Genomic DNA, 19,709 nt, shown 5'->3' with positions numbered 1-19,709 from the left:
TGGTTGTCGAAGTACGCAGTAAATAAAAAATCCACTTAAGAAGGTAGGTGTTACATGTCCGAGCTTAATGAAAAGTTAGCCACAGCCTGGGAAGGTTTTACCAAAGGTGACTGGCAGAATGAAGTAAACGTCCGTGACTTCATTCAGAAAAACTACACTCCGTACGAGGGTGACGAGTCCTTCCTGGCTGGCGCTACTGAAGCGACCACCACCCTGTGGGACAAAGTAATGGAAGGCGTTAAACTGGAAAACCGCACTCACGCGCCAGTTGACTTTGACACCGCTGTTGCTTCCACCATCACCTCTCACGACGCTGGCTACATCAACAAAGCGTTGGAAAAAGTTGTTGGTCTGCAGACTGAAGCTCCGCTGAAACGTGCTCTTATCCCGTTCGGTGGTATCAAAATGATCGAAGGTTCCTGCAAAGCGTACAACCGCGAACTGGACCCGATGATCAAAAAAATCTTCACTGAATACCGTAAAACTCACAACCAGGGCGTGTTCGACGTTTACACTCCGGACATCCTGCGTTGCCGTAAATCCGGTGTTCTGACCGGTCTGCCAGATGCTTATGGCCGTGGTCGTATCATCGGTGACTACCGTCGCGTTGCGCTGTACGGTATCGACTACCTGATGAAAGACAAACTTGCACAGTTCACCTCTCTGCAGGCTGATCTGGAAAACGGCGTAAACCTGGAACAGACTATCCGTCTGCGCGAAGAAATCGCTGAACAGCACCGCGCTCTGGGTCAGATGAAAGAAATGGCTGCGAAATACGGCTACGACATCTCTGGTCCGGCTACCAACGCTCAGGAAGCTATCCAGTGGACTTACTTTGGCTACCTGGCTGCTGTTAAGTCTCAGAACGGTGCTGCAATGTCCTTCGGTCGTACCTCCACCTTCCTGGATGTGTACATCGAACGTGACCTGAAAGCTGGCAAGATCACCGAACAAGAAGCGCAGGAAATGGTTGACCACCTGGTCATGAAACTGCGTATGGTTCGCTTCCTGCGTACTCCGGAATACGATGAACTGTTCTCTGGCGACCCGATCTGGGCAACCGAATCTATCGGTGGTATGGGCCTCGACGGTCGTACCCTGGTTACCAAAAACAGCTTCCGTTTCCTGAACACCCTGTACACCATGGGTCCGTCTCCGGAACCGAACATGACCATTCTGTGGTCTGAAAAACTGCCGCTGAACTTCAAGAAATTCGCCGCTAAAGTGTCCATCGACACCTCTTCTCTGCAGTATGAGAACGATGACCTGATGCGTCCGGACTTCAACAACGATGACTACGCTATCGCTTGCTGCGTAAGCCCGATGATCGTTGGTAAACAAATGCAGTTCTTCGGTGCGCGTGCAAACCTGGCGAAAACCATGCTGTACGCAATCAACGGCGGCGTTGACGAAAAACTGAAAATGCAGGTTGGTCCGAAGTCTGAGCCGATCAAAGGCGATCTCCTGAACTACGATGAAGTGATGGAGCGCATGGATCACTTCATGGACTGGCTGGCTAAACAGTACATCACTGCACTGAACATCATCCACTACATGCACGACAAGTACAGCTACGAAGCCTCTCTGATGGCGCTGCACGACCGTGACGTTATCCGCACCATGGCGTGTGGTATCGCTGGTCTGTCCGTTGCTGCTGACTCCCTGTCTGCAATCAAATATGCGAAAGTTAAACCGATTCGTGACGAAGACGGTCTGGCTATCGACTTCGAAATCGAAGGCGAATACCCGCAGTTTGGTAACAACGATCCGCGTGTAGATGACCTGGCTGTTGACCTGGTAGAACGTTTCATGAAGAAAATTCAGAAACTGCACACCTACCGTGACGCTATCCCGACTCAGTCTGTTCTGACCATCACTTCTAACGTTGTGTATGGTAAGAAAACTGGTAACACCCCAGACGGTCGTCGTGCTGGCGCGCCGTTCGGACCGGGTGCTAACCCGATGCACGGTCGTGACCAGAAAGGTGCAGTAGCCTCTCTGACTTCCGTTGCTAAACTGCCGTTTGCTTACGCTAAAGATGGTATCTCCTACACCTTCTCTATCGTTCCGAACGCACTGGGTAAAGACGACGAAGTTCGTAAGACCAACCTGGCTGGTCTGATGGATGGTTACTTCCACCACGAAGCATCCATCGAAGGTGGTCAGCACCTGAACGTTAACGTGATGAACCGTGAAATGCTGCTCGACGCGATGGAAAACCCGGAAAAATATCCGCAGCTGACCATCCGTGTATCTGGCTACGCAGTACGTTTCAACTCGCTGACTAAAGAACAGCAGCAGGACGTTATTACTCGTACCTTCACTCAATCTATGTAATTAGATTTGACTGAAATCGTACAGTAAAAAGCGTACAATAAAGGCTCCACGAAAGTGGGGCCTTTTTTAGCACGAGAGCCTTTTTTGTCAGCTATCTATACTTTAAGGTGACTGCCAAAACAGACTCGACGTAGCCTTCGAGCTGCGCACCAACACGGCCTCAGATGGGCCACATCTGGAGAAACACCGCAATGTCAGTTATTGGTCGCATTCACTCCTTTGAATCCTGTGGAACCGTAGACGGCCCGGGTATTCGCTTTATCACCTTTTTCCAGGGCTGCCTGATGCGCTGCCTGTATTGTCATAACCGCGACACCTGGGACACGCATGGCGGTAAAGAAGTTACCGTTGAAGATTTGATGAAAGAGGTGGTGACCTATCGCCACTTTATGAACGCTTCCGGCGGCGGCGTTACCGCATCCGGCGGTGAAGCAATCCTGCAAGCTGAGTTTGTTCGTGACTGGTTCCGCGCCTGCAAAAAAGAAGGCATTCATACCTGTCTGGATACCAACGGTTTTGTTCGTCGTTACGATCCGGTGATTGATGAACTGCTGGAAGTAACCGACCTGGTAATGCTCGATCTCAAACAGATGAACGACGAGATCCACCAAAATCTGGTTGGAGTTTCCAACCACCGCACGCTGGAGTTTGCTAAATATCTGGCGAATAAAAATGTGAAGGTGTGGATCCGCTACGTTGTTGTCCCAGGCTGGTCTGACGATGACGATTCAGCGCATCGCCTCGGTGAATTTACCCGTGATATGGGCAACGTTGAGAAAATCGAGCTTCTCCCCTACCACGAACTGGGCAAACACAAATGGGTGGCGATGGGTGAAGAATACAAACTCGATGGTGTTAAACCACCGAAGAAAGAGACCATGGAACGCGTGAAAGGCATTCTTGAGCAGTACGGTCATAAGGTAATGTTCTAATTTCCCCGTAAAGCGGCAACTTTTTTGAGTTGCCGCCTTTTTATTCCGCGCTGCATAAATAATTCAGAGCTCTATTTCTAACGCCCTTACAGCACAGCTTCCAAATGTATTACCCAAACCGCCAGTATATGTCCTGCGGCTTGCGCGCATTTCTCGATTATGTAAAAACGGGTCAGATCTGCCAGAGTCAGCGTCACCGACCACAATAATTATTTGCTATTCGCTTTACGCGCCAGCAGCGGGAATATCAGCCCTAATCCTACCAGCACAAACGGCGTTGCAACATTCAGCGCCAACTGGAATGTCCACTCTGCGGTGAAGGCTTCCATTTTCGGGAAAATACCAGTCAGGCAGGCAAAAGCGGTAAAGGCAAAACACCAAATTCCGACGGTCATTGCCAGCGGCTTATTACGAATAAAGACATATTCCGGCTTATATTTCTGCGCCAGGCGAACAACTGCAATAAATGCAACAAATACCCATAAATAACGCAGCGGCATCACTACCGAGTTAAGATTCAACAGCCATTTATAGAGATTGTTCATATCACCAATGCCGAGAGTCGGTAGCATTATCAGGATCGCCACCAGCGCCAGGGTCAGAAAATAGCCATTAACGGGCGTACCAGAAGCGTTGGTACGACATAAACTGGCTGGAATATATTTGCTGTCAGCATCGCCTAATAACACTTTAAGCGGCGCATCAATCGAGAATACCAGCGCAGCTACTTGTCCCAGGGTATTCGCAATGGCATAAATCACCATTAAAGTATTACCCATGTTGTAATACTCGCCCAGCTTCTGAAAGGCGTAATACTGACCGTTAGTCATTAAGTCATCCGGGATATTACGCGAGTCAAACATCATCCCCATCGCCAGTGAGCCCAGAATGGCACAAACCGCAACCATCACCGCCAGGCATAACATCCCTTTTGGAAATTCTTTTCCTGGGTTGCGCGTTTGATTAACGTAAGGAGAAATCTTCTCTGCTCCGCCAACCGCGAAAACCAGCATTGAAATAGTGGTAATGTAGGTAAAGTCGATATGAGGAATGAACGTTTCCCAGGTAATGTTTGTGGTCGCAATATGCACTTCAGTAATCGCAGGCGCGGTTAGCGCCATCGCCACATACAGGAGCGACATAACAAACATCGCAATCCCTGCCACAGAACCGACGATTTTCAGCGATTTCATACCGCGTGAAGCAACCCACATAAAGAAGACAAACAGCACCAGCGTTAACCCCTGTAACGCTACGACTGAATATTCTTTGATTAGCGAACCGTCGCCTTTCATCGCCCAACCGAGCGCAATCAGTATTGCCTGGGGTTTTTGTGCCAGATAGGGAATATGCACTACCCAGTAGGTCCACGCGGCGAGGTAAGCCAGTCCGGGTCCCATCGTGTGTTTAATCCAGGTACTGACCCCGCCCTTCCCATCTTTGAAGGTCGAGCCTAACTGACCAACAATTAGCGCATAAGGTGTGAAATAGAGCGCAAAGATAAACACCCATGAAAAAACAACCACCAGCCCCTGGTTGGCGTAGTTATTAACAACGTTGCCAAAACCCCAGACAGTGATAAAAGACATCAGCGCAATGTTGTACCATCGCAGCTGTTTTTCCTGAACATTCCCAGCCATAGACAAATCCTTCGCCAAAATTAAAGGGGCATCTGTAAAACGAGGGATTATGCGCGGCAAATAAGAAGTGCGGAAATAGCGAAATGCAAAATTATAACCTGCTGCACATTTTATTTTGAAACGAATAAAATTTTGAAAAAAGCAAGTCAGATAGAAGAAACAAAAAAGCAGAGTGTGAAACAGTAAGTTCACACTCTGCGTTAATTCATTTACACGTGAGCAACGGGTTTCGGCGTATGACCGGCGTTGCGAAGCAGCATCAGCAAATAGATAAACGATACGCTGGCGATCATGATAAACAATAAATTATCGGAGAAATTCTGCATTAGCATAGCGGTAAATGACGGGCCAAGCAGACTTCCCACGGTATAGCTCAACAGTAAGGCCTGGTTCATCGCCACCAGTTGATGATGTTCAACTTTCTCACAAGCCCAGGCCATCGCCACCGGATATAGCGTAAAGCCAGCGGCACCGAGGATGAATAACGCAGGGGCCATCGCCGCCTGGCTAAGCATCGCGATACTGCCGAGAATGACGACAAAGACCTGAACACGCAACACCAGCAGTCGACCAAACTTATCCGCCAGACGTCCAATCGGCCATTGTCCGAGGATACCCGCACTGACCAGTACCGCCATCCAGAAACCAATGCTGGCATTGCTCACCCCTTTGTGATTGAGGTACAGCGGCATCAGGCCATATAGAGATCCCAGAACGATTCCTGAGATAATGCAGCCATTCACGCCAAGCCGCGCCTGACGGAGTTTTAGCATTGCCGTAATTGACGTCGAATCATGATTTTCAGCCTCCTGATTCAGGACACGCGTAAACAACAGCGGTAAGATCCCTGCCAATGTCAAACCTGTAACCCACGGCAATACGCTCATCAGCTCGGTTGAAACTTTGCTGACCAGTAACTGGCCTAAAAACGTTCCCACGTAATAAATCATCATATACGCAGCAAGCAAACGCCCACGGTTACGTGACGTCCCACTGCACATCAGCGCGCTCTCAACAACCACCCAAATCATGGCACAGCCGACGCCGGCGACAAAACGCCAAGCCAACCAGCTCCAGAATCCAATCATCAGGCCAAGGCCGGCACAGCCAGCGGCAAAAATGAAGGAGGCCAGATAATAGCTGCGGTTAAAGCCAATGCGCTTAATGACATACCCTGTCAGCAATGTACCGACCAGGTTGCCGGTAAAATAGGATGAGCTGACGACGCCTACCTGCCATGTGGACATGTGTTCCTGGGCGAGCCAAAGCGGCACGAGTGTATTTAACACTGCGATCGCCAGAGTCAACAAAAGCAGGCCAGACAGCAAAAGCATGACAGGCCGGGTATACGTGGACATGAATTAAAACCGTGAGGAAGTTCAAATTTCATGCGCATCATGCCACCGCCAAAAACATTGTCAATGGGTGAAAATACGCGCATATCGCAGCGGAGGTATTATCGATTTATATTACTCATTCATAACGCTAATGCTGGAGAGACGATTAATCTCATCTGATTGTTTTTATTGATCTAACACAAATTTCATACGCTTCGTTCAGTCGAAAAATTTCATGGTCAAAGCAAACTCATATTTCCCGTCTATGCTTTCAGAGCAATGCATCGCGTCTGACCGATTTCAGACGTACCACTGACTCTCGAAAGGAGAAGAGGATGACCAAACCGTATGTTCGTCTTGATAAAAATGATGCTGCCGTTTTGCTTGTTGATCACCAGGCTGGTTTACTTTCCCTTGTACGGGATATCGAACCCGATAAGTTTAAAAATAACGTGCTGGCGCTGGGCGACCTGGCTAAGTATTTCAACTTACCTACTATTCTTACCACCAGTTTTGAAACCGGTCCTAACGGCCCATTAGTTCCAGAACTGAAAGCACAGTTTCCCGATGCACCTTACATTGCTCGCCCGGGAAATATTAACGCCTGGGATAACGAAGATTTTGTAAAAGCTGTCAAAGCGACAGGTAAAAAACAGTTAATTATTGCCGGTGTGGTAACCGAAGTTTGCGTGGCATTCCCGGCGCTTTCAGCCATTGAAGAAGGGTTTGACGTCTTTGTCGTGACTGACGCGTCAGGGACCTTTAATGAAATTACCCGGCATTCGGCATGGGATCGCATGTCGCAAGCTGGTGCGCAATTGATGACATGGTTCGGCGTGGCGTGCGAGCTGCATCGTGACTGGCGTAATGATATTGAAGGACTGGCGACGTTGTTCTCTAACCATATTCCTGATTATCGTAATTTGATGACCAGTTATGACACGTTAACGAAGCAGAAATAAAAGAGAACCGGGGCCGAAACCCCGGTTGTTATGATTAGCTTGCGACGGCCATCCCCACGGTCATATGCAAACCATAGAATACGCCACGACCGATTAATTCCCCTGCCAGAAGCAGAATGAATGATACGGAAAGTAGCGGAACCGCAGGCTGATAACCTTTTCGCTGTGGTGCAATCCACAAGCACAGGGCAACAGCCAAAAGCACGATCCGCCAGGACATCAGCGCACCATAGTCCGGCACCAGCGCTGCGGCCTGCTGCACAGAGCTATGAATAGTTGCCAGCTCTGCGCCCTGCATCACTGACATCACACCACTCACTACCAGTGCCAGTACAGAAATGGCTGGCAGCAGACGCATCGCCCAGCCATCGACGCCAGCCAGACTCAGCAACAGGTAACCCAGTAACGGGCCGCCCATGAACATCGTCAGGAAGAAGCCCACCGGCGTCCAGATGCTGTACCAGGTCGGAACGGTATCAATGCTGTTATAGACACGCACCATCATCCAGACAAAGACTATGCCGAGAACCATTGTCACCACCAGCCACAGCGTACGCAATGCCGGTGACAGCTTTTTCAGCATTGCCAGTAACCAGCCGATGCCACCAACAGCAAAAAAGATCGAACCGCTGGCGATTTCGTTACTGAGTGCTGAAGCCCCTACCCGGTTGAGCGAGTTAAAGGCGCGCATCGGTGAACCAAGATGAAGCATAGAGGCGATAAAGCCAATGCCCATCAGCACCCATAAACCAAACATGCAGGCAATAACACGCTGCTGTGCTTCTGCTCGCAGGTCGCCTTTGAGCAGCGCCAAAGCCAGAACGATAAAACCACCTGCTACACATTGCCCGAAGACCGTGAAGATCATCAGCGGCCATTCATGCCATCCACTTCCCATCTCACACCTCCTTCGGGTTTGCCAGATAGCCAGTGGTATCCCCGGTTGGGCGGCTGTTGGCATTGGGTTTGATCACAATATTCGGTTTGGTAAAGTGAGCTCGCGGCAACGGCGCAACGGCCGCCAGATCGCCATGTTTTTTACGCAGCTCGTCGATAGGGCCGAAATCCAGCGCCCGCAGCGGGCAAGATTCAACACAGATCGGCTTTTTCCCCTCCGCAATACGGTCATAACAACCATCGCATTTGGTCATATGGCCTTTCGTTTCGTTATATTGCGGTGCGCCATACGGGCAAGCCATATGGCAGTAGCGGCAGCCAATGCACACATCTTCATCGACCACAACAAAACCATCTTCACGTTTATGCATCGCACCGCTCGGGCAGACTTTAGTACAAGCCGGATCTTCGCAGTGGTTACATGAAATCGACAGATAGTAGGCAAACACGTTCTGATGCCAGACACCGTTATCTTCCTGCCAGTCACCACCAGCATATTCATAAATGCGGCGGAAGCTGACTTCCGGCGTCAGATCTTTATAGTCTTTACAGGCCAGCTCGCAGGTTTTGCAACCGGTGCAACGGCTGGAATCAATAAAAAATCCATACTGGGTTGTCATCGGTTACTCCTTACACCTTTTCAACCTGAACCAGGTTTGTATGTGACGGATTCCCCTTAGCGAGAGGAGACGGACGTTGAGTGGTCAGTACGTTAATACAACCGCCCTTATCGACACGTTTTGCATCCGGGTCATACCAGGCACCTTCACCCAGTGCGACCACACCCGGCATCATTCGTGGCGTCACTTTCGCCTCAATATGAACTTCACCACGGTCGTTAAAGATCCTGACCTTATCGCCGTTGTTGATACCGCGTTTTTGTGCATCAAGCGGGTTGATCCACATTTCCTGACGGCAAGCTGCTTTCAGCACATCAACGTTGCCGTAAGTTGAGTGAACGCGAGATTTGTAGTGGAAGCCAGTAAGCTGCAGCGGATATTGTTTGTTCAGCGGATCCTGATAACTTTCAAAGCCCGGCGTATAGATCGGCAGTGGATCGATCACATCGCCTTCTGGCAATTCCCAGGTAGCGGCAATGTCAGCCAGCGCCTGCGAATAAATCTCAATTTTACCCGATGGCGTGGTCAGTGGATTTGCCTGCGGATCTTCACGGAAGGCTTTATAAGCAACGTGATGCCCTTGTGGGTCGCGCTTTTTAAAGATCCCCTGCTTGCGGAACTCTTCAAACGTTGGCAGTTCAGGAATCGCTTCCCGCGACTGGGCATACAGATGCCGCATCCACTCTTCCTGTGTACGGCCTTCAGTGAACTGTTGCTCAACGCCAAGACGTTTTGCCAGTTCGCTGGTCATCTCATAGATGGTCTTACATTCAAAGCGCGGTTTAATCACCTGATCGTTGAAAATCACGTAAGACATATTCCCGCAGGATGCATCCAGTGCAAAGTCCATCTGTTCGGAAGCGGGCAGTCAGGCAGCAGGATGTCAGCATATTTCGCCGATGAAGTCATGTGGCAGTCGATAACCACAATCAGCTCGCACTTCTTATCATCCTGAAGGATTTCATGGGTACGGTTGATTTCAGAATGCTGGTTAATCAGGCAGTTACCAGCATAGTTCCAGATCATTTTGATCGGCACATCCAGCTTATCTTTCCCGCGCACCCCATCACGCAGCGCCGTCATTTCCGGGCCACGTTCAATGGCATCGGTCCACATAAACATAGAAATGCTGGTCTGGATCGGGTTTTCGAGGGTCGGCATACGGACAAACGGTAAGCTGTATGAACCTTCACGCGCGCCGCTGTTGCCCCCGTTAATACCAACGTTACCGGTCAGAATCGCCAGCATCGAGATAGCACGGGTTGCGATTTCACCGTTAGCGTGACGCTGCGGGCCCCATCCCTGGCTGATAAACGCCGGTTTGGTACTACCGATTTCACGAGCCAATTTGATGATTTTGTCTGCCGGAACACCGGTGATTTGCGAGGCCCATTCCGGCGTTTTAGCCACGCCATCTGGCCCTTCACCCAGAATATAAGCTTTATAGTGACCATTTTTCGGCGCACTGGCTGGCAGTGTTTTCTCGTCGTAGCCAACGCAATATTTATCGAGGAATGCCTGATCCACCAGGTTTTCGGTGATCATGACATACGCCAGACCGTTAACCAGTGCGGCATCTGTTCCCGGACGAATAGGGATCCACTCATCTTCGCGCCCGGCACCGGTGTCGGTATAGCGCGGATCGATGATGATCATGCGAGCATTAGATTTCTGGCGCGCCTGTTCAAGATAGTAAGTCACCCCACCGCCACTCATTCGCGTTTCGCCAGGGTTATTACCAAACAGCACTACCAGTTTACTGTTTTCGATATCCGACGGGCTGTTACCATCTGCCCAGCCGCCGTAGGTATAGTTCAAACCTTCCGCAATTTGCGCGGAAGAGTAGTCACCGTAATGGTTCAGATAACCGCCGCAGCAGTTCATCAGGCGCGCGACCAGGGTATTTCCCGGCGGCCAGGAGCGGGTCATGGTGCCGCCCAGCGTACCGGTACCATAGTTCAGATAGATAGACTCGTTGCCGTACTCTTTGATCAGGCGCTGCATATTGGTCGCGATGATGTCGTAGGCTTCTTCCCAGCTAATGCGCTCGAATTTGCCTTCACCGCGCGCCCCGACTCGTTTCATCGGATATTTCAGGCGGTCCGGATTATAGACACGGCGACGCATGGAACGCCCACGCAAACAGGCGCGAACCTGGTGCAGGCCGTCGTAATTGTCATCGCCGGTATTGTCCGTTTCGACATATTTGATTTCACCGTCCACGACGTGCATACGTAGCGGGCAGCGACTACCACAGTTAACTGTACAGGCGCTCCAGATAACCTTTTCGTCTGATTTTGTTGGAATGGCGCTATCGACAGCGTGCGCAATCCGACTAAAAGGTAATGTTAATGCGCTGCTGGCCATTGCCAGGCCGCCGATCGCTGTCGTTTTTACCAAACCACGGCGACTCACCTCAGCAGCCAATACCGCATCAGGGATTTTCGTTTTCATAATGGCTCACTCAAGCTTGCTCACGATTGATTCCAGTAACAAACCGTATTGTGTAATTATTTCTATAGCAGTTCGCTATATAGGCTTGTATACATCGAATAATTTGAAAATCAAAGAGATAGGTAGATTTTCGCTCGAAAGTAGTATTACGTGTAAGTGAGGAGTAATTATTGTTCGGTATCAAAGGGAGACAAAAAAAGCGCCCGCAGGCGCTTTTTAGATTCAGAAAAATTGGGTATTAGCCAATATATTCCAGTCCGTTCATATACGGACGCAGAACTTCTGGTACTTCAATACGACCATCAGCCTGCTGATAGTTTTCCATTACTGCAACCAGCGTACGACCAACAGCCAGACCAGAACCGTTCAGGGTATGAACCAGACGGGTTTTCTTGTCCGACTTGCTGCGGCAACGTGCCTGCATACGACGCGCCTGGAAATCCCAGACGTTGGAGCAGGAAGAGATCTCGCGGTAGGTGTTCTGTGCCGGGATCCATACTTCCAGGTCGTAAGTTTTGCAAGCACCAAAACCCATGTCGCCGGTACAAAGGATGATTTTACGGTACGGCAGTCCCAGCAGCTGCAGGACTTTTTCCGCATGACCGGTCATCTCTTCCAGCGCCGCCATTGAGTCTTCCGGACGCACGATCTGCACCATTTCAACTTTGTCGAACTGATGCATACGGATCAGACCACGGGTGTCACGACCATATGAACCGGCTTCAGAACGGAAGCATGGGGTGTGGGCGGTCATCTTAATTGGCAGATCATCTTCATCAATGATTTCACCGCGTACCAGGTTGGTCAGCGGAACTTCTGCCGTTGGGATCAGCGCATAGTTACTGGTGTCTGCTTCTTCTTCCAGCGGACGAGTATGGAACAGATCGCCAGCAAATTTCGGCAGCTGACCCGTACCGTACAGCGTGTCCTGGTTAACCAGGTACGGAACATAGTTCTCACTGTAGCCATGCTGTTCGGTATGCAGATCCAGCATAAACTGCGACAGTGCGCGGTGCATGCGAGCAATCTGCCCTTTCATTACCACAAAGCGGGAACCGGTCAACTTAACTGCGGCTGCAAAGTCGAGGCCAGAGTGCATTTCCCCCAGCGTCACATGGTCACGAACTTCAAAGTCAAACTCACGCGGGGTACCCCAGCGGCTGACTTCAACGTTGTCATTTTCGTCTTTACCTACCGGCACTTCATCTGCAGGCAGGTTAGGGATGGTCAGCGCGATATCGCGAATTTCAGCCTGTAAAGCATCCAGCTCGGCTTTTGCTGCATCCAGCTCTTCGCCCAGTTTGTTCACTTCCAGACGTAAAGGCTCGATATCTTCCCCGCGCGCTTTCGCCTGGCCAATGGATTTCGATCGGGAGTTACGCTCCGCTTGCAGGTTTTCCGTTTTGACCTGCAATACTTTACGACGCTCTTCAAGAGCGCCCAGCTTATCTACATCCAGCTTAAAGCCCCGGCGTGCCAGTTTTTCAGCGACTGCGTCTGGCTCATTACGCAGCAGATTGGGATCGAGCATGCTTATCCTGTGCTTATCGAATTAAATGGGAGATGTGGCCACAGCCTGCGACCACAGAGATACAGTAACAACATTACCGCAACGATAACATTAACGGTAGCGTTTTATGGGGCTATTTTGATCCTGTTCAGCCAGCCAGGCGAGCTTTTCGCCAATCTTGCCTTCAAGGCCCCTGTTTGTCGGGAAATAATAGCGTGTTTGTGCTATTTCCGGCGGGAAATAAACCTCACCGGCAGCATAAGCGTTTGCTTCATCATGAGCGTAACGATATTCCTGCCCGTAGCCCATTTCCTTCATTAATTTCGTCGGCGCATTACGCAAATGAACCGGCACGTCATAATCCGGACGTTCGCGAGCATCCGCCAGCGCGGCTTTAAACGCAGTGTAGACAGCGTTGCTTTTTGGCGCGCAGGCCAGGTAAACAATCGCCTGAGCAATGGCGCGTTCACCTTCCGCCGGGCCAACTCGGGTAAAGCAATCCCAGGCCGCAATTGCCACCTGCATCGCTCGTGGATCAGCATTACCCACATCTTCCGACGCTATCGCCAGACAGCGACGCGCGACATATAACGGATCGCCACCGGCAGTAATAATTCGCGCATACCAGTACAGCGCCGCATCGGGTGCGCTACCACGTACCGACTTATGCAGTGCGGAAATGAGATCGTAAAAGCGATCGCCTTTGTTATCAAAGCGGGCGCTACGTTCACCGGCGATTTCGGTCAGTAATTCAGGCTTCAGGACCCGCTTACCGCTATCATCGACTTCGGCCATATCCGCCATCATTTCCAGCGTATTTAACGCCCGGCGCGCGTCGCCATTCACCAGTTCAGCAATGGCACGTCGTGTTTCATCTGGCAGAACAATATCCTGACCACCATAGCCACGGGTTTTGTCTTCCATCGCCTGAGTTAGTACTTGCTCAATATCCTCTGTACTCAGGGATTTCAACAGATAGACACGGGCACGGGAAAGCAGTGCCGAATTAAGCTCAAACGACGGGTTTTCAGTGGTTGCGCCAATAAAAGTGATGGTGCCGTCTTCAATATGCGGCAGAAATGCATCCTGCTGGCTTTTGTTGAAACGGTGAACTTCGTCAACAAACAGAATGGTCCGCCGACCAGCATTACGGTTTTGCCGTGCGCGCTCGATCGCCTCGCGAATCTCTTTCACGCCAGAGGTGACGGCAGAAATACGTTCCACATCAGCGTTCGCATAGCGGGCAATCACTTCAGCGAGGGTTGTTTTGCCGGTACCCGGTGGCCCCCAGAGGATCATAGAATGCAAATGCCCGGCTTCGATAGCGCGCGGCAACGGCTTCCCCGCAGCCAGCAAATGTTGCTGGCCGATATACTGTGCTAAATTTTCTGGCCGCATACGCGCGGCCAGAGGTTGAAAAGTATTATCCGAAAAATCGAGCGACAGATTGCTCACTCAGGTGCCTCTACTTACGTTGATCATCTACCGTGACGCCTTGCGGCGGGGTGAAGGTAAATTTCGCTGCTTCCACAGCCCCATTTTGCTGGGATTTCAGTTGATAACTACTGCGCTGATCATCCTGCTCCACCGCGCTAAACTGATGGATTGTGCCATCACGTCCCACGTTAATGGTGAATTGCTTCAGATTGCCATTGCTGGCTTTCGGCGTCAGGACAAAGTCATCGCCATTCTGTTTGATATTGTACTGCTGCCAGTCGCTGGACTGGTTGCGGGCAATCAGCATAAACGGCGTATTACCGGTGGCGTCTTTCAGCCAGGTCGCCGTAGCTTGCTCAACGAACGGATTATAGAACCACAGTGTTTTACCGTCAGAAACCAGAATGCTTTCATCAGGTTGAGTCATATGCCAGTTGAATAAGTTTGGACGTTTCACCCACAGATCGCCCTGACCTTCCTGCACCGCCGCGCCGCTACCGTCAGTCACTTTTTGTGTGAAGCTGGCGTGGAAGCTGCTGACTTTATCCAGGCGGCTTTTCAGATCGCTTGCGGCATCAGCCCAAACGCTGCTTGCTACTAAGCTTGAGAGTAATGCACAGGTGATGGCAATTTTTTTCATCATTATTCCTCAAATTACGTCACTCCCGACCGGGAGCTCCCTCTACTCTCTATTCCAGGCTAATAATCAGCTTGAGGAAAGAAGAAAATACTGAATTTTCAGTTACCAGATTGCCGGATGCGACGCTACCGCGCCTTATCCGGCCTACGATGCATTAATTAGTCAAACGGCGGTGGGGCCAGCACTTCACGATTACCGTTGTGCCCCTGTTCGCTGACAATCCCCTGCGCTTCCATCTGTTCGATAATACGCGCTGCACGGTTATAACCAATGCGGAACTGACGCTGTACGCCAGAAATTGATGCTTTGCGTTTTTCAGTGACAAACTGCACCGCCTGATCGAACAACGGATCCAGCTCTTCAGCGCCATCGAAACCGCCCGCGCCACCTTCGCTTTCGCTGTCGGAGGTGATGCCATCAACATACTGTGGGCGACCACGCGCTTTCCAGTCCTGCACCACGGCATGAACTTCCTGATCGCGAACAAAAGCACCATGAACACGTACCGGCAACGTGGAGTTCGGCCCAGAGTAAAGCATATCCCCCATACCCAGTAGTGATTCCGCGCCAGCCTGATCAAGAATGGTACGTGAGTCAATCTTACTGGATACGGTAAAGGCGATACGGGTCGGAATATTCGCTTTAATCAGACCAGTAATAACATCAACCGATGGACGCTGCGTTGCCAGTACGAGGTGGATACCCGCGGCACGGGCTTTTTGCGCCAGACGTGCTATAAGCTCTTCCACTTTTTTACCTACCGTCATCATCAGGTCGGCAAATTCATCCACCAGCACCACAATGTATGGTTCTTTTTTCAGCACCGGATGCTGAGCATCCATACTGTCACCCGGCTTCCAGTACGGGTCTGGAATCGGACGCATCATGCGATCGGCTTCAGCAATTTTTTCGTTATAACCCGCCAGATTACGCACACCCAGCGCAGACATCAGTTTATAACGACGCTCCATCTCGTTAACACACCAGCGCAGCGCGTTGGCGGCATCTTTCATATCAGTAACGACTTCCGTTAACAGATGCGGAATGCCTTCATAAACCGAAAGCTCCAGCATTTTCGGGTCGATCATGATGAAACGCACATCTTCTGGCTGCGCTTTATAAAGCATGCTCAGGATCATCGCGTTCACACCGACAGACTTACCGGAACCGGTAGTCCCCGCAACCAACAAGTGCGGCATTTTCGCCAGATCGGCAACCACCGGCTCACCGGCGATATCTTTACCCAGCACCACGGTTAATGGCGACGGATTATCACGGAATTTGGCGTTATCCAATACTTCGCGCAGATAAACGGTTTGTCGTTTTTTATTCGGTAACTCCAGACCTACATAGGGTTTGCCAGGAATAACTTCAACGACACGCACCGCAACCGTCGAAAGTGAACGGGCAAGGTCCCGTGACAAGTTAGAAATGCGCGCCGCTTTTACGCCCGGTGCCAGGTTAAGTTCAAAGCGAGTGATAACCGGCCCCGGAGAGTAATTGACGACATCGGCTTTAATACGGAAATCAGCCAGACGCGCTTCCACCAGACGCGCCATTTGTTCAAGCGCAAAGGTATCTACCGGCTCCACTTCGCTCGGCGGCGGTGTCAGCAAATCTAGAGAAGGCAGCGGCGTCGTCGGTTTATGCAACGGACGGCTGTCACCATTACGCATCAACAGCGGATGAAGCAGGGTATCCTGCGGCTGTGGCGCAACTGGCTGTTGTGGCTGCTGATACTGCGGCTGCGGTGCAACCGGTTGTTGCGGCTGTTGATACTGCTGCTGCGGCGCAACCTGCTGTTGCGGCTGCTGATATTGCTGCTGTGGCGCAACCGGTTGTTGCGGCTGCTGATATTGTGGCTGCGGCGCAACCTGCTGTTGTGGCTGCTGATACTGCTGCTGCGGCGCAACCGGCTGTTGCGGCTGCTGATATTGCTGCTGTGGCGCAACCGGCTGTTGTGGCTGCTGATACTGCTGCTGCGGTGCAACCGGTTGTTGCGGCTGCTGTACAGGTTCAACAATTGGCGTAAACAACGGTTCGTGTGGACCATCATCCAGCAACACTTTCATTGGCGAAAATTCAAAATCATCCAGCGAGAACGGATTCGCCCCAGCCGGTTGTTCGCCGGAATAACGTTGTTGTTGAGTTTGCGCAAACTGACGAGCCAGTTCAGCCTCTGCCGCAGCATCTGCATCTTCTGCGTTTACGGGCACATCATGTTGATACTGTTCGCCATAGCGTTGCTGCTGTGTCTGGGCGAACTGACGTGCCAGTTCATCCTGCTGCATCGCATCGATTTCATCATCGTTGTACTGATCGCCAGAATCGTACTGATTGCGCTGGGCTTCACGGGCTTTTTCTTCCGCCGCACGCTGTGAGGGCAGCTTAATACCGTAAGACGCCAATTCACGACGAGTTGGCACGCGGATACGTTTCGGTCGTGGCAACTGCGGGCCAATCCCCTCTTTGACCTGCGGACGCGGTCCACCGCTATTTGCCAGACTGAAGACTGGCGCGGCAACGGTTGCGGCAGCCCCCGTCGCCAGTGTCGCTTTTTTCACGCCAGATGCCAGCGGAGAAACAGCGGCAGCGGCTTCTACTGGAGGTACTGCTGCAACAGAAGGTGCTTTCAGCGAAGATTTGATCGGTTCTGGTTCTTTAACCGGTTCTGGAATCGGTTGATACCAGGCCGCAAGTTGTTCACGTTCACGGGCTCGCTTCTCTTCCACTTCTTCAAAGTAGTAAAGCGGCGGACGCGCGGGTTTTGTCTCTTCTACAACGGGTTCAGGCTCCACAACAGGCTGCTGTTCAACAGGTTGCGGCTGTTGGTACAACGGCTCCTGAGCGACTGGCTGCTGATAAGTTTGCTCAGTCTGGTATGTAGACTGTGGAGCAAAAGTGGATTGCTGCTCTTCGGCTTGCCAGGCGTTACCTGCCACCGATTGTTCTGGCGCAGGGGCGTAATACGGCTGTTGCGCAGACTGTTCCGGCGCAGGGGCGTAATACGACTGTTGCGCAGACTGTTCCGGCGCAGTTGCGTAATACGGTTGCTGAACAGGTTGTTCCGCCGCAGGCGCATAATACGGCTGCTGTGGCTGTACAGGTTGTTGCAGCGGCTCATTATATTGCACTGCAGGCTGCGCATATTGTGGCTGCTGTGGGTAACCTTCCGGTGCAGGAGCAATCACCGGCTCTCCCGTTTGTGGCCCCGGTACAGGCTGCCAGGCTACTGTAGGTTGTGCAGGTGCAACATCAACAGAGGCAACAGGTGGCGTCTGAGTCACAGGTTCAACCGGTGCAGCCCAGCTTTGCGTCGCCGTGGTAGCAGCAGCTGCTACAGCAACAGGTTCGGTAATTGGCGCACCGTTTAATAATGGATCGTACTCGTCATATTCTGGCTGCGTTGCACGATTGCCCGAAAAGAGGACGTCGTCAGGGTCGGCAGCCACACCGCGTGCAGTGTAGGTAATCTCTTCGTCATCATCCATCCGCTTACCGGAGAACAACGCAGCGTCTGTTTGCCGCCCCATCGGATTAATGAATTTTTCCGCCAACCGTTTACGACGCGCTAGCGCGCCGCGAAGAATACGAGCACGGCGTGATTCATGCTGTTTGCCGTGATTTTCATCTTCATACTCTTCGTCATCTTCATACTCATCTTCATCGACCCAGGTATCATCGCGACGGGTACGATTACTGGCGAAGGTGAGAATGTTTAAAATCCAGCCGCCGAGTTTTTCAGCAATGGTCACCCATGACCAACCGGTGAACAGCGTCAGACCCGCAGCCCAAACGCAGAGCAGCGCAATAGTTCCCCCGCTACTGTGTAGCAGTGGTTGTAGCGTAGTGCTTAGTAAGCTGCCAATGACGCCACCGGAGGCAAAATACCAGATATCGTCAGCGTTGATTGCCGCCAGACCACAGGAGGTAAGGATGAGCGCCAAAACGCCAATGATGCGTAGCGAAACGGCAAAATAATCAATGTATTCGTCGCTGGACTGATGACGCCAGGCAAACCAACAACCGCCGACAATAATGACGGGAATGGTGTAAGCCATCACGCCAAAAATAAAGAACAGCGTATCTGCCAGCCATGCACCGGGCATCCCACCTAAATTATGGATAGGTTCATGCCAGGCCGTTTGCGACCAGCTGGGGTCCGAAGGGTTAAAGCTTAGTAAGGCAGCCATCAACCAGACGGCAAACAGGACAATAAGGATCAGCAACGCCTCCAGAAGGCGGCGGCCGCTACTTAACTTTGTCAATGTGACTTCTTTGTCTTCAGTGTATTCCTGGCTCAAGAAAGGCTCTCCAGGTTACAGGCTTTTCCTGCCCGATGCTAAAACGGACAACAGTACCAGGTTACCCCAGTACTGTTGCTGTATGGATTAACAGGAGTGTAATCAAAATACGCCGATTTTGCACCTGTTCCGTGTTAGCGCGTCTTAATAACCAGACGATTACTCTGCTTGACTTCTTCCATAACAACGTATGTCCGTGTGTCATTGACGCCAGGCAGACGCAGCAGGGTTTCCCCCAACAACTTACGGTAAGCTGACATATCCGGCACGCGTGTTTTCAACAGGTAGTCGAAATCACCGGATACTAAATGACACTCCTGAATTTCTTCAAGTTTTTGTACAGCGGTATTGAATTGTTCAAACACATCCGGTGCGCCACGATTCAGAGTAATCTCAACGAATACCAGAAGTGATGCATCCAGATAATGAGGGTTCAGCAGCGCCGTATAGCCCTGAATAAACCCTTGTCTTTCCAGCCGACGCACACGCTCAAGGCACGGCGTTGGGGAAAGTCCCACACGTTTAGAAAGCTCGACGTTAGAAATACGCCCATCCTTTTGCAACTCATTAAGAATGTTACGATCGATACGGTCGAGATCTTTGCCAGGGCGCTTCTTGCTATCTACCATTATTATTGTC

At 51.2% G+C, this 19,709-nt stretch carries 12 protein-coding genes and 2 pseudogenes; 4 read left to right on the top strand and 10 right to left on the bottom strand.

Annotated elements, in window-relative coordinates; genetic code table 11:
- Positions 1 to 54: 54 nt before the first annotated feature.
- From pflB to ACJHX3_RS11315, 3 genes and pseudogenes are all read left to right on the top strand, one after another.
- A complete protein-coding gene (pflB, locus tag ACJHX3_RS11325) occupies positions 55 to 2,337 on the top strand; it encodes a formate C-acetyltransferase (RefSeq protein ID WP_001292809.1) in 2,283 nt (760 codons plus the stop codon).
- Between the two features lie 191 nt (positions 2,338 to 2,528).
- Complete coding sequence (gene pflA, locus ACJHX3_RS11320) at positions 2,529 to 3,269, top strand: pyruvate formate lyase 1-activating protein (RefSeq protein WP_000111043.1); 741 nt, start codon at positions 2,529 to 2,531, stop codon at positions 3,267 to 3,269.
- A 98-nt stretch (positions 3,270 to 3,367) separates the two neighbouring features.
- Positions 3,368 to 3,478 (top strand): annotated as a pseudogene (locus ACJHX3_RS11315) (LysR family transcriptional regulator); the annotation flags it as partial.
- On the opposite strand, the gene ACJHX3_RS11310 reads toward ACJHX3_RS11315, so the two are convergent.
- Together ACJHX3_RS11310 and ACJHX3_RS11305 are read right to left on the bottom strand one after the other, a co-directional pair.
- Positions 3,479 to 4,909 carry an APC family permease gene (locus ACJHX3_RS11310; protein ID WP_094321732.1) on the bottom strand — a complete coding sequence of 477 codons (1,431 nt, stop codon included), beginning with the start codon at positions 4,907 to 4,909 and terminating at the stop codon, positions 3,479 to 3,481.
- A gap of 209 nt (positions 4,910 to 5,118) precedes the next feature.
- Positions 5,119 to 6,267, bottom strand: a complete 1,149-nt coding sequence (locus tag ACJHX3_RS11305) for an MFS transporter (protein WP_000109286.1) — start codon at positions 6,265 to 6,267, stop codon at positions 5,119 to 5,121.
- Between the two features lie 314 nt (positions 6,268 to 6,581).
- Here ACJHX3_RS11305 and ycaC point away from each other — a divergent pair, with 314 nt between their 5' ends.
- Positions 6,582 to 7,208, top strand: a complete 627-nt coding sequence (ycaC, locus tag ACJHX3_RS11300; RefSeq protein ID WP_000165876.1) for an isochorismate family cysteine hydrolase YcaC — start codon at positions 6,582 to 6,584, stop codon at positions 7,206 to 7,208.
- Between the two features lie 34 nt (positions 7,209 to 7,242).
- On the opposite strand, the gene dmsC is transcribed toward ycaC, so the two are convergent.
- From dmsC to lrp, 8 genes and pseudogenes are all read right to left on the bottom strand, one after another.
- On the bottom strand, positions 7,243 to 8,106 hold the full coding sequence (gene dmsC / locus ACJHX3_RS11295; RefSeq protein WP_094321733.1) for a dimethyl sulfoxide reductase anchor subunit DmsC: 864 nt from the start codon (positions 8,104 to 8,106) through the stop codon (positions 7,243 to 7,245).
- 1 nt (position 8,107) lies between these two features.
- Positions 8,108 to 8,725, bottom strand: coding sequence for a dimethylsulfoxide reductase iron-sulfur subunit DmsB (gene dmsB / locus ACJHX3_RS11290; protein ID WP_000213096.1), 618 nt, complete (start codon positions 8,723 to 8,725; stop codon positions 8,108 to 8,110).
- A gap of 10 nt (positions 8,726 to 8,735) precedes the next feature.
- Positions 8,736 to 11,179: pseudogene (gene dmsA, locus ACJHX3_RS11285) on the bottom strand (dimethylsulfoxide reductase subunit A).
- Between the two features lie 238 nt (positions 11,180 to 11,417).
- Positions 11,418 to 12,710 carry a serine--tRNA ligase gene (serS, locus tag ACJHX3_RS11280; RefSeq protein ID WP_000886683.1) on the bottom strand — a complete coding sequence of 431 codons (1,293 nt, stop codon included), beginning with the start codon at positions 12,708 to 12,710 and terminating at the stop codon, positions 11,418 to 11,420.
- A gap of 90 nt (positions 12,711 to 12,800) precedes the next feature.
- Positions 12,801 to 14,144 carry a replication-associated recombination protein RarA gene (gene rarA / locus ACJHX3_RS11275; protein ID WP_000067755.1) on the bottom strand — a complete coding sequence of 448 codons (1,344 nt, stop codon included), beginning with the start codon at positions 14,142 to 14,144 and terminating at the stop codon, positions 12,801 to 12,803.
- A 10-nt stretch (positions 14,145 to 14,154) separates the two neighbouring features.
- On the bottom strand, positions 14,155 to 14,766 hold the full coding sequence (gene lolA / locus ACJHX3_RS11270) for an outer membrane lipoprotein chaperone LolA (protein ID WP_001305929.1): 612 nt from the start codon (positions 14,764 to 14,766) through the stop codon (positions 14,155 to 14,157).
- Between the two features lie 158 nt (positions 14,767 to 14,924).
- The gene (gene ftsK / locus ACJHX3_RS11265) at positions 14,925 to 19,070 is read right to left on the bottom strand and encodes a DNA translocase FtsK (protein ID WP_000077031.1); all 4,146 of its coding nucleotides are present in this window, start codon (positions 19,068 to 19,070) and stop codon (positions 14,925 to 14,927) included.
- A 134-nt stretch (positions 19,071 to 19,204) separates the two neighbouring features.
- Positions 19,205 to 19,699 carry a leucine-responsive transcriptional regulator Lrp gene (gene lrp / locus ACJHX3_RS11260; protein ID WP_000228473.1) on the bottom strand — a complete coding sequence of 165 codons (495 nt, stop codon included), beginning with the start codon at positions 19,697 to 19,699 and terminating at the stop codon, positions 19,205 to 19,207.
- Between the last annotated feature and the right edge of the window lie 10 nt (positions 19,700 to 19,709).

The sequence above is a fragment of the Escherichia sp. WS1265 genome, assembly GCF_046487585.1.
GTDB lineage: Bacteria > Pseudomonadota > Gammaproteobacteria > Enterobacterales > Enterobacteriaceae > Escherichia > Escherichia coli.
This window is presented reverse-complemented; position numbering and strand designations above follow the sequence as displayed.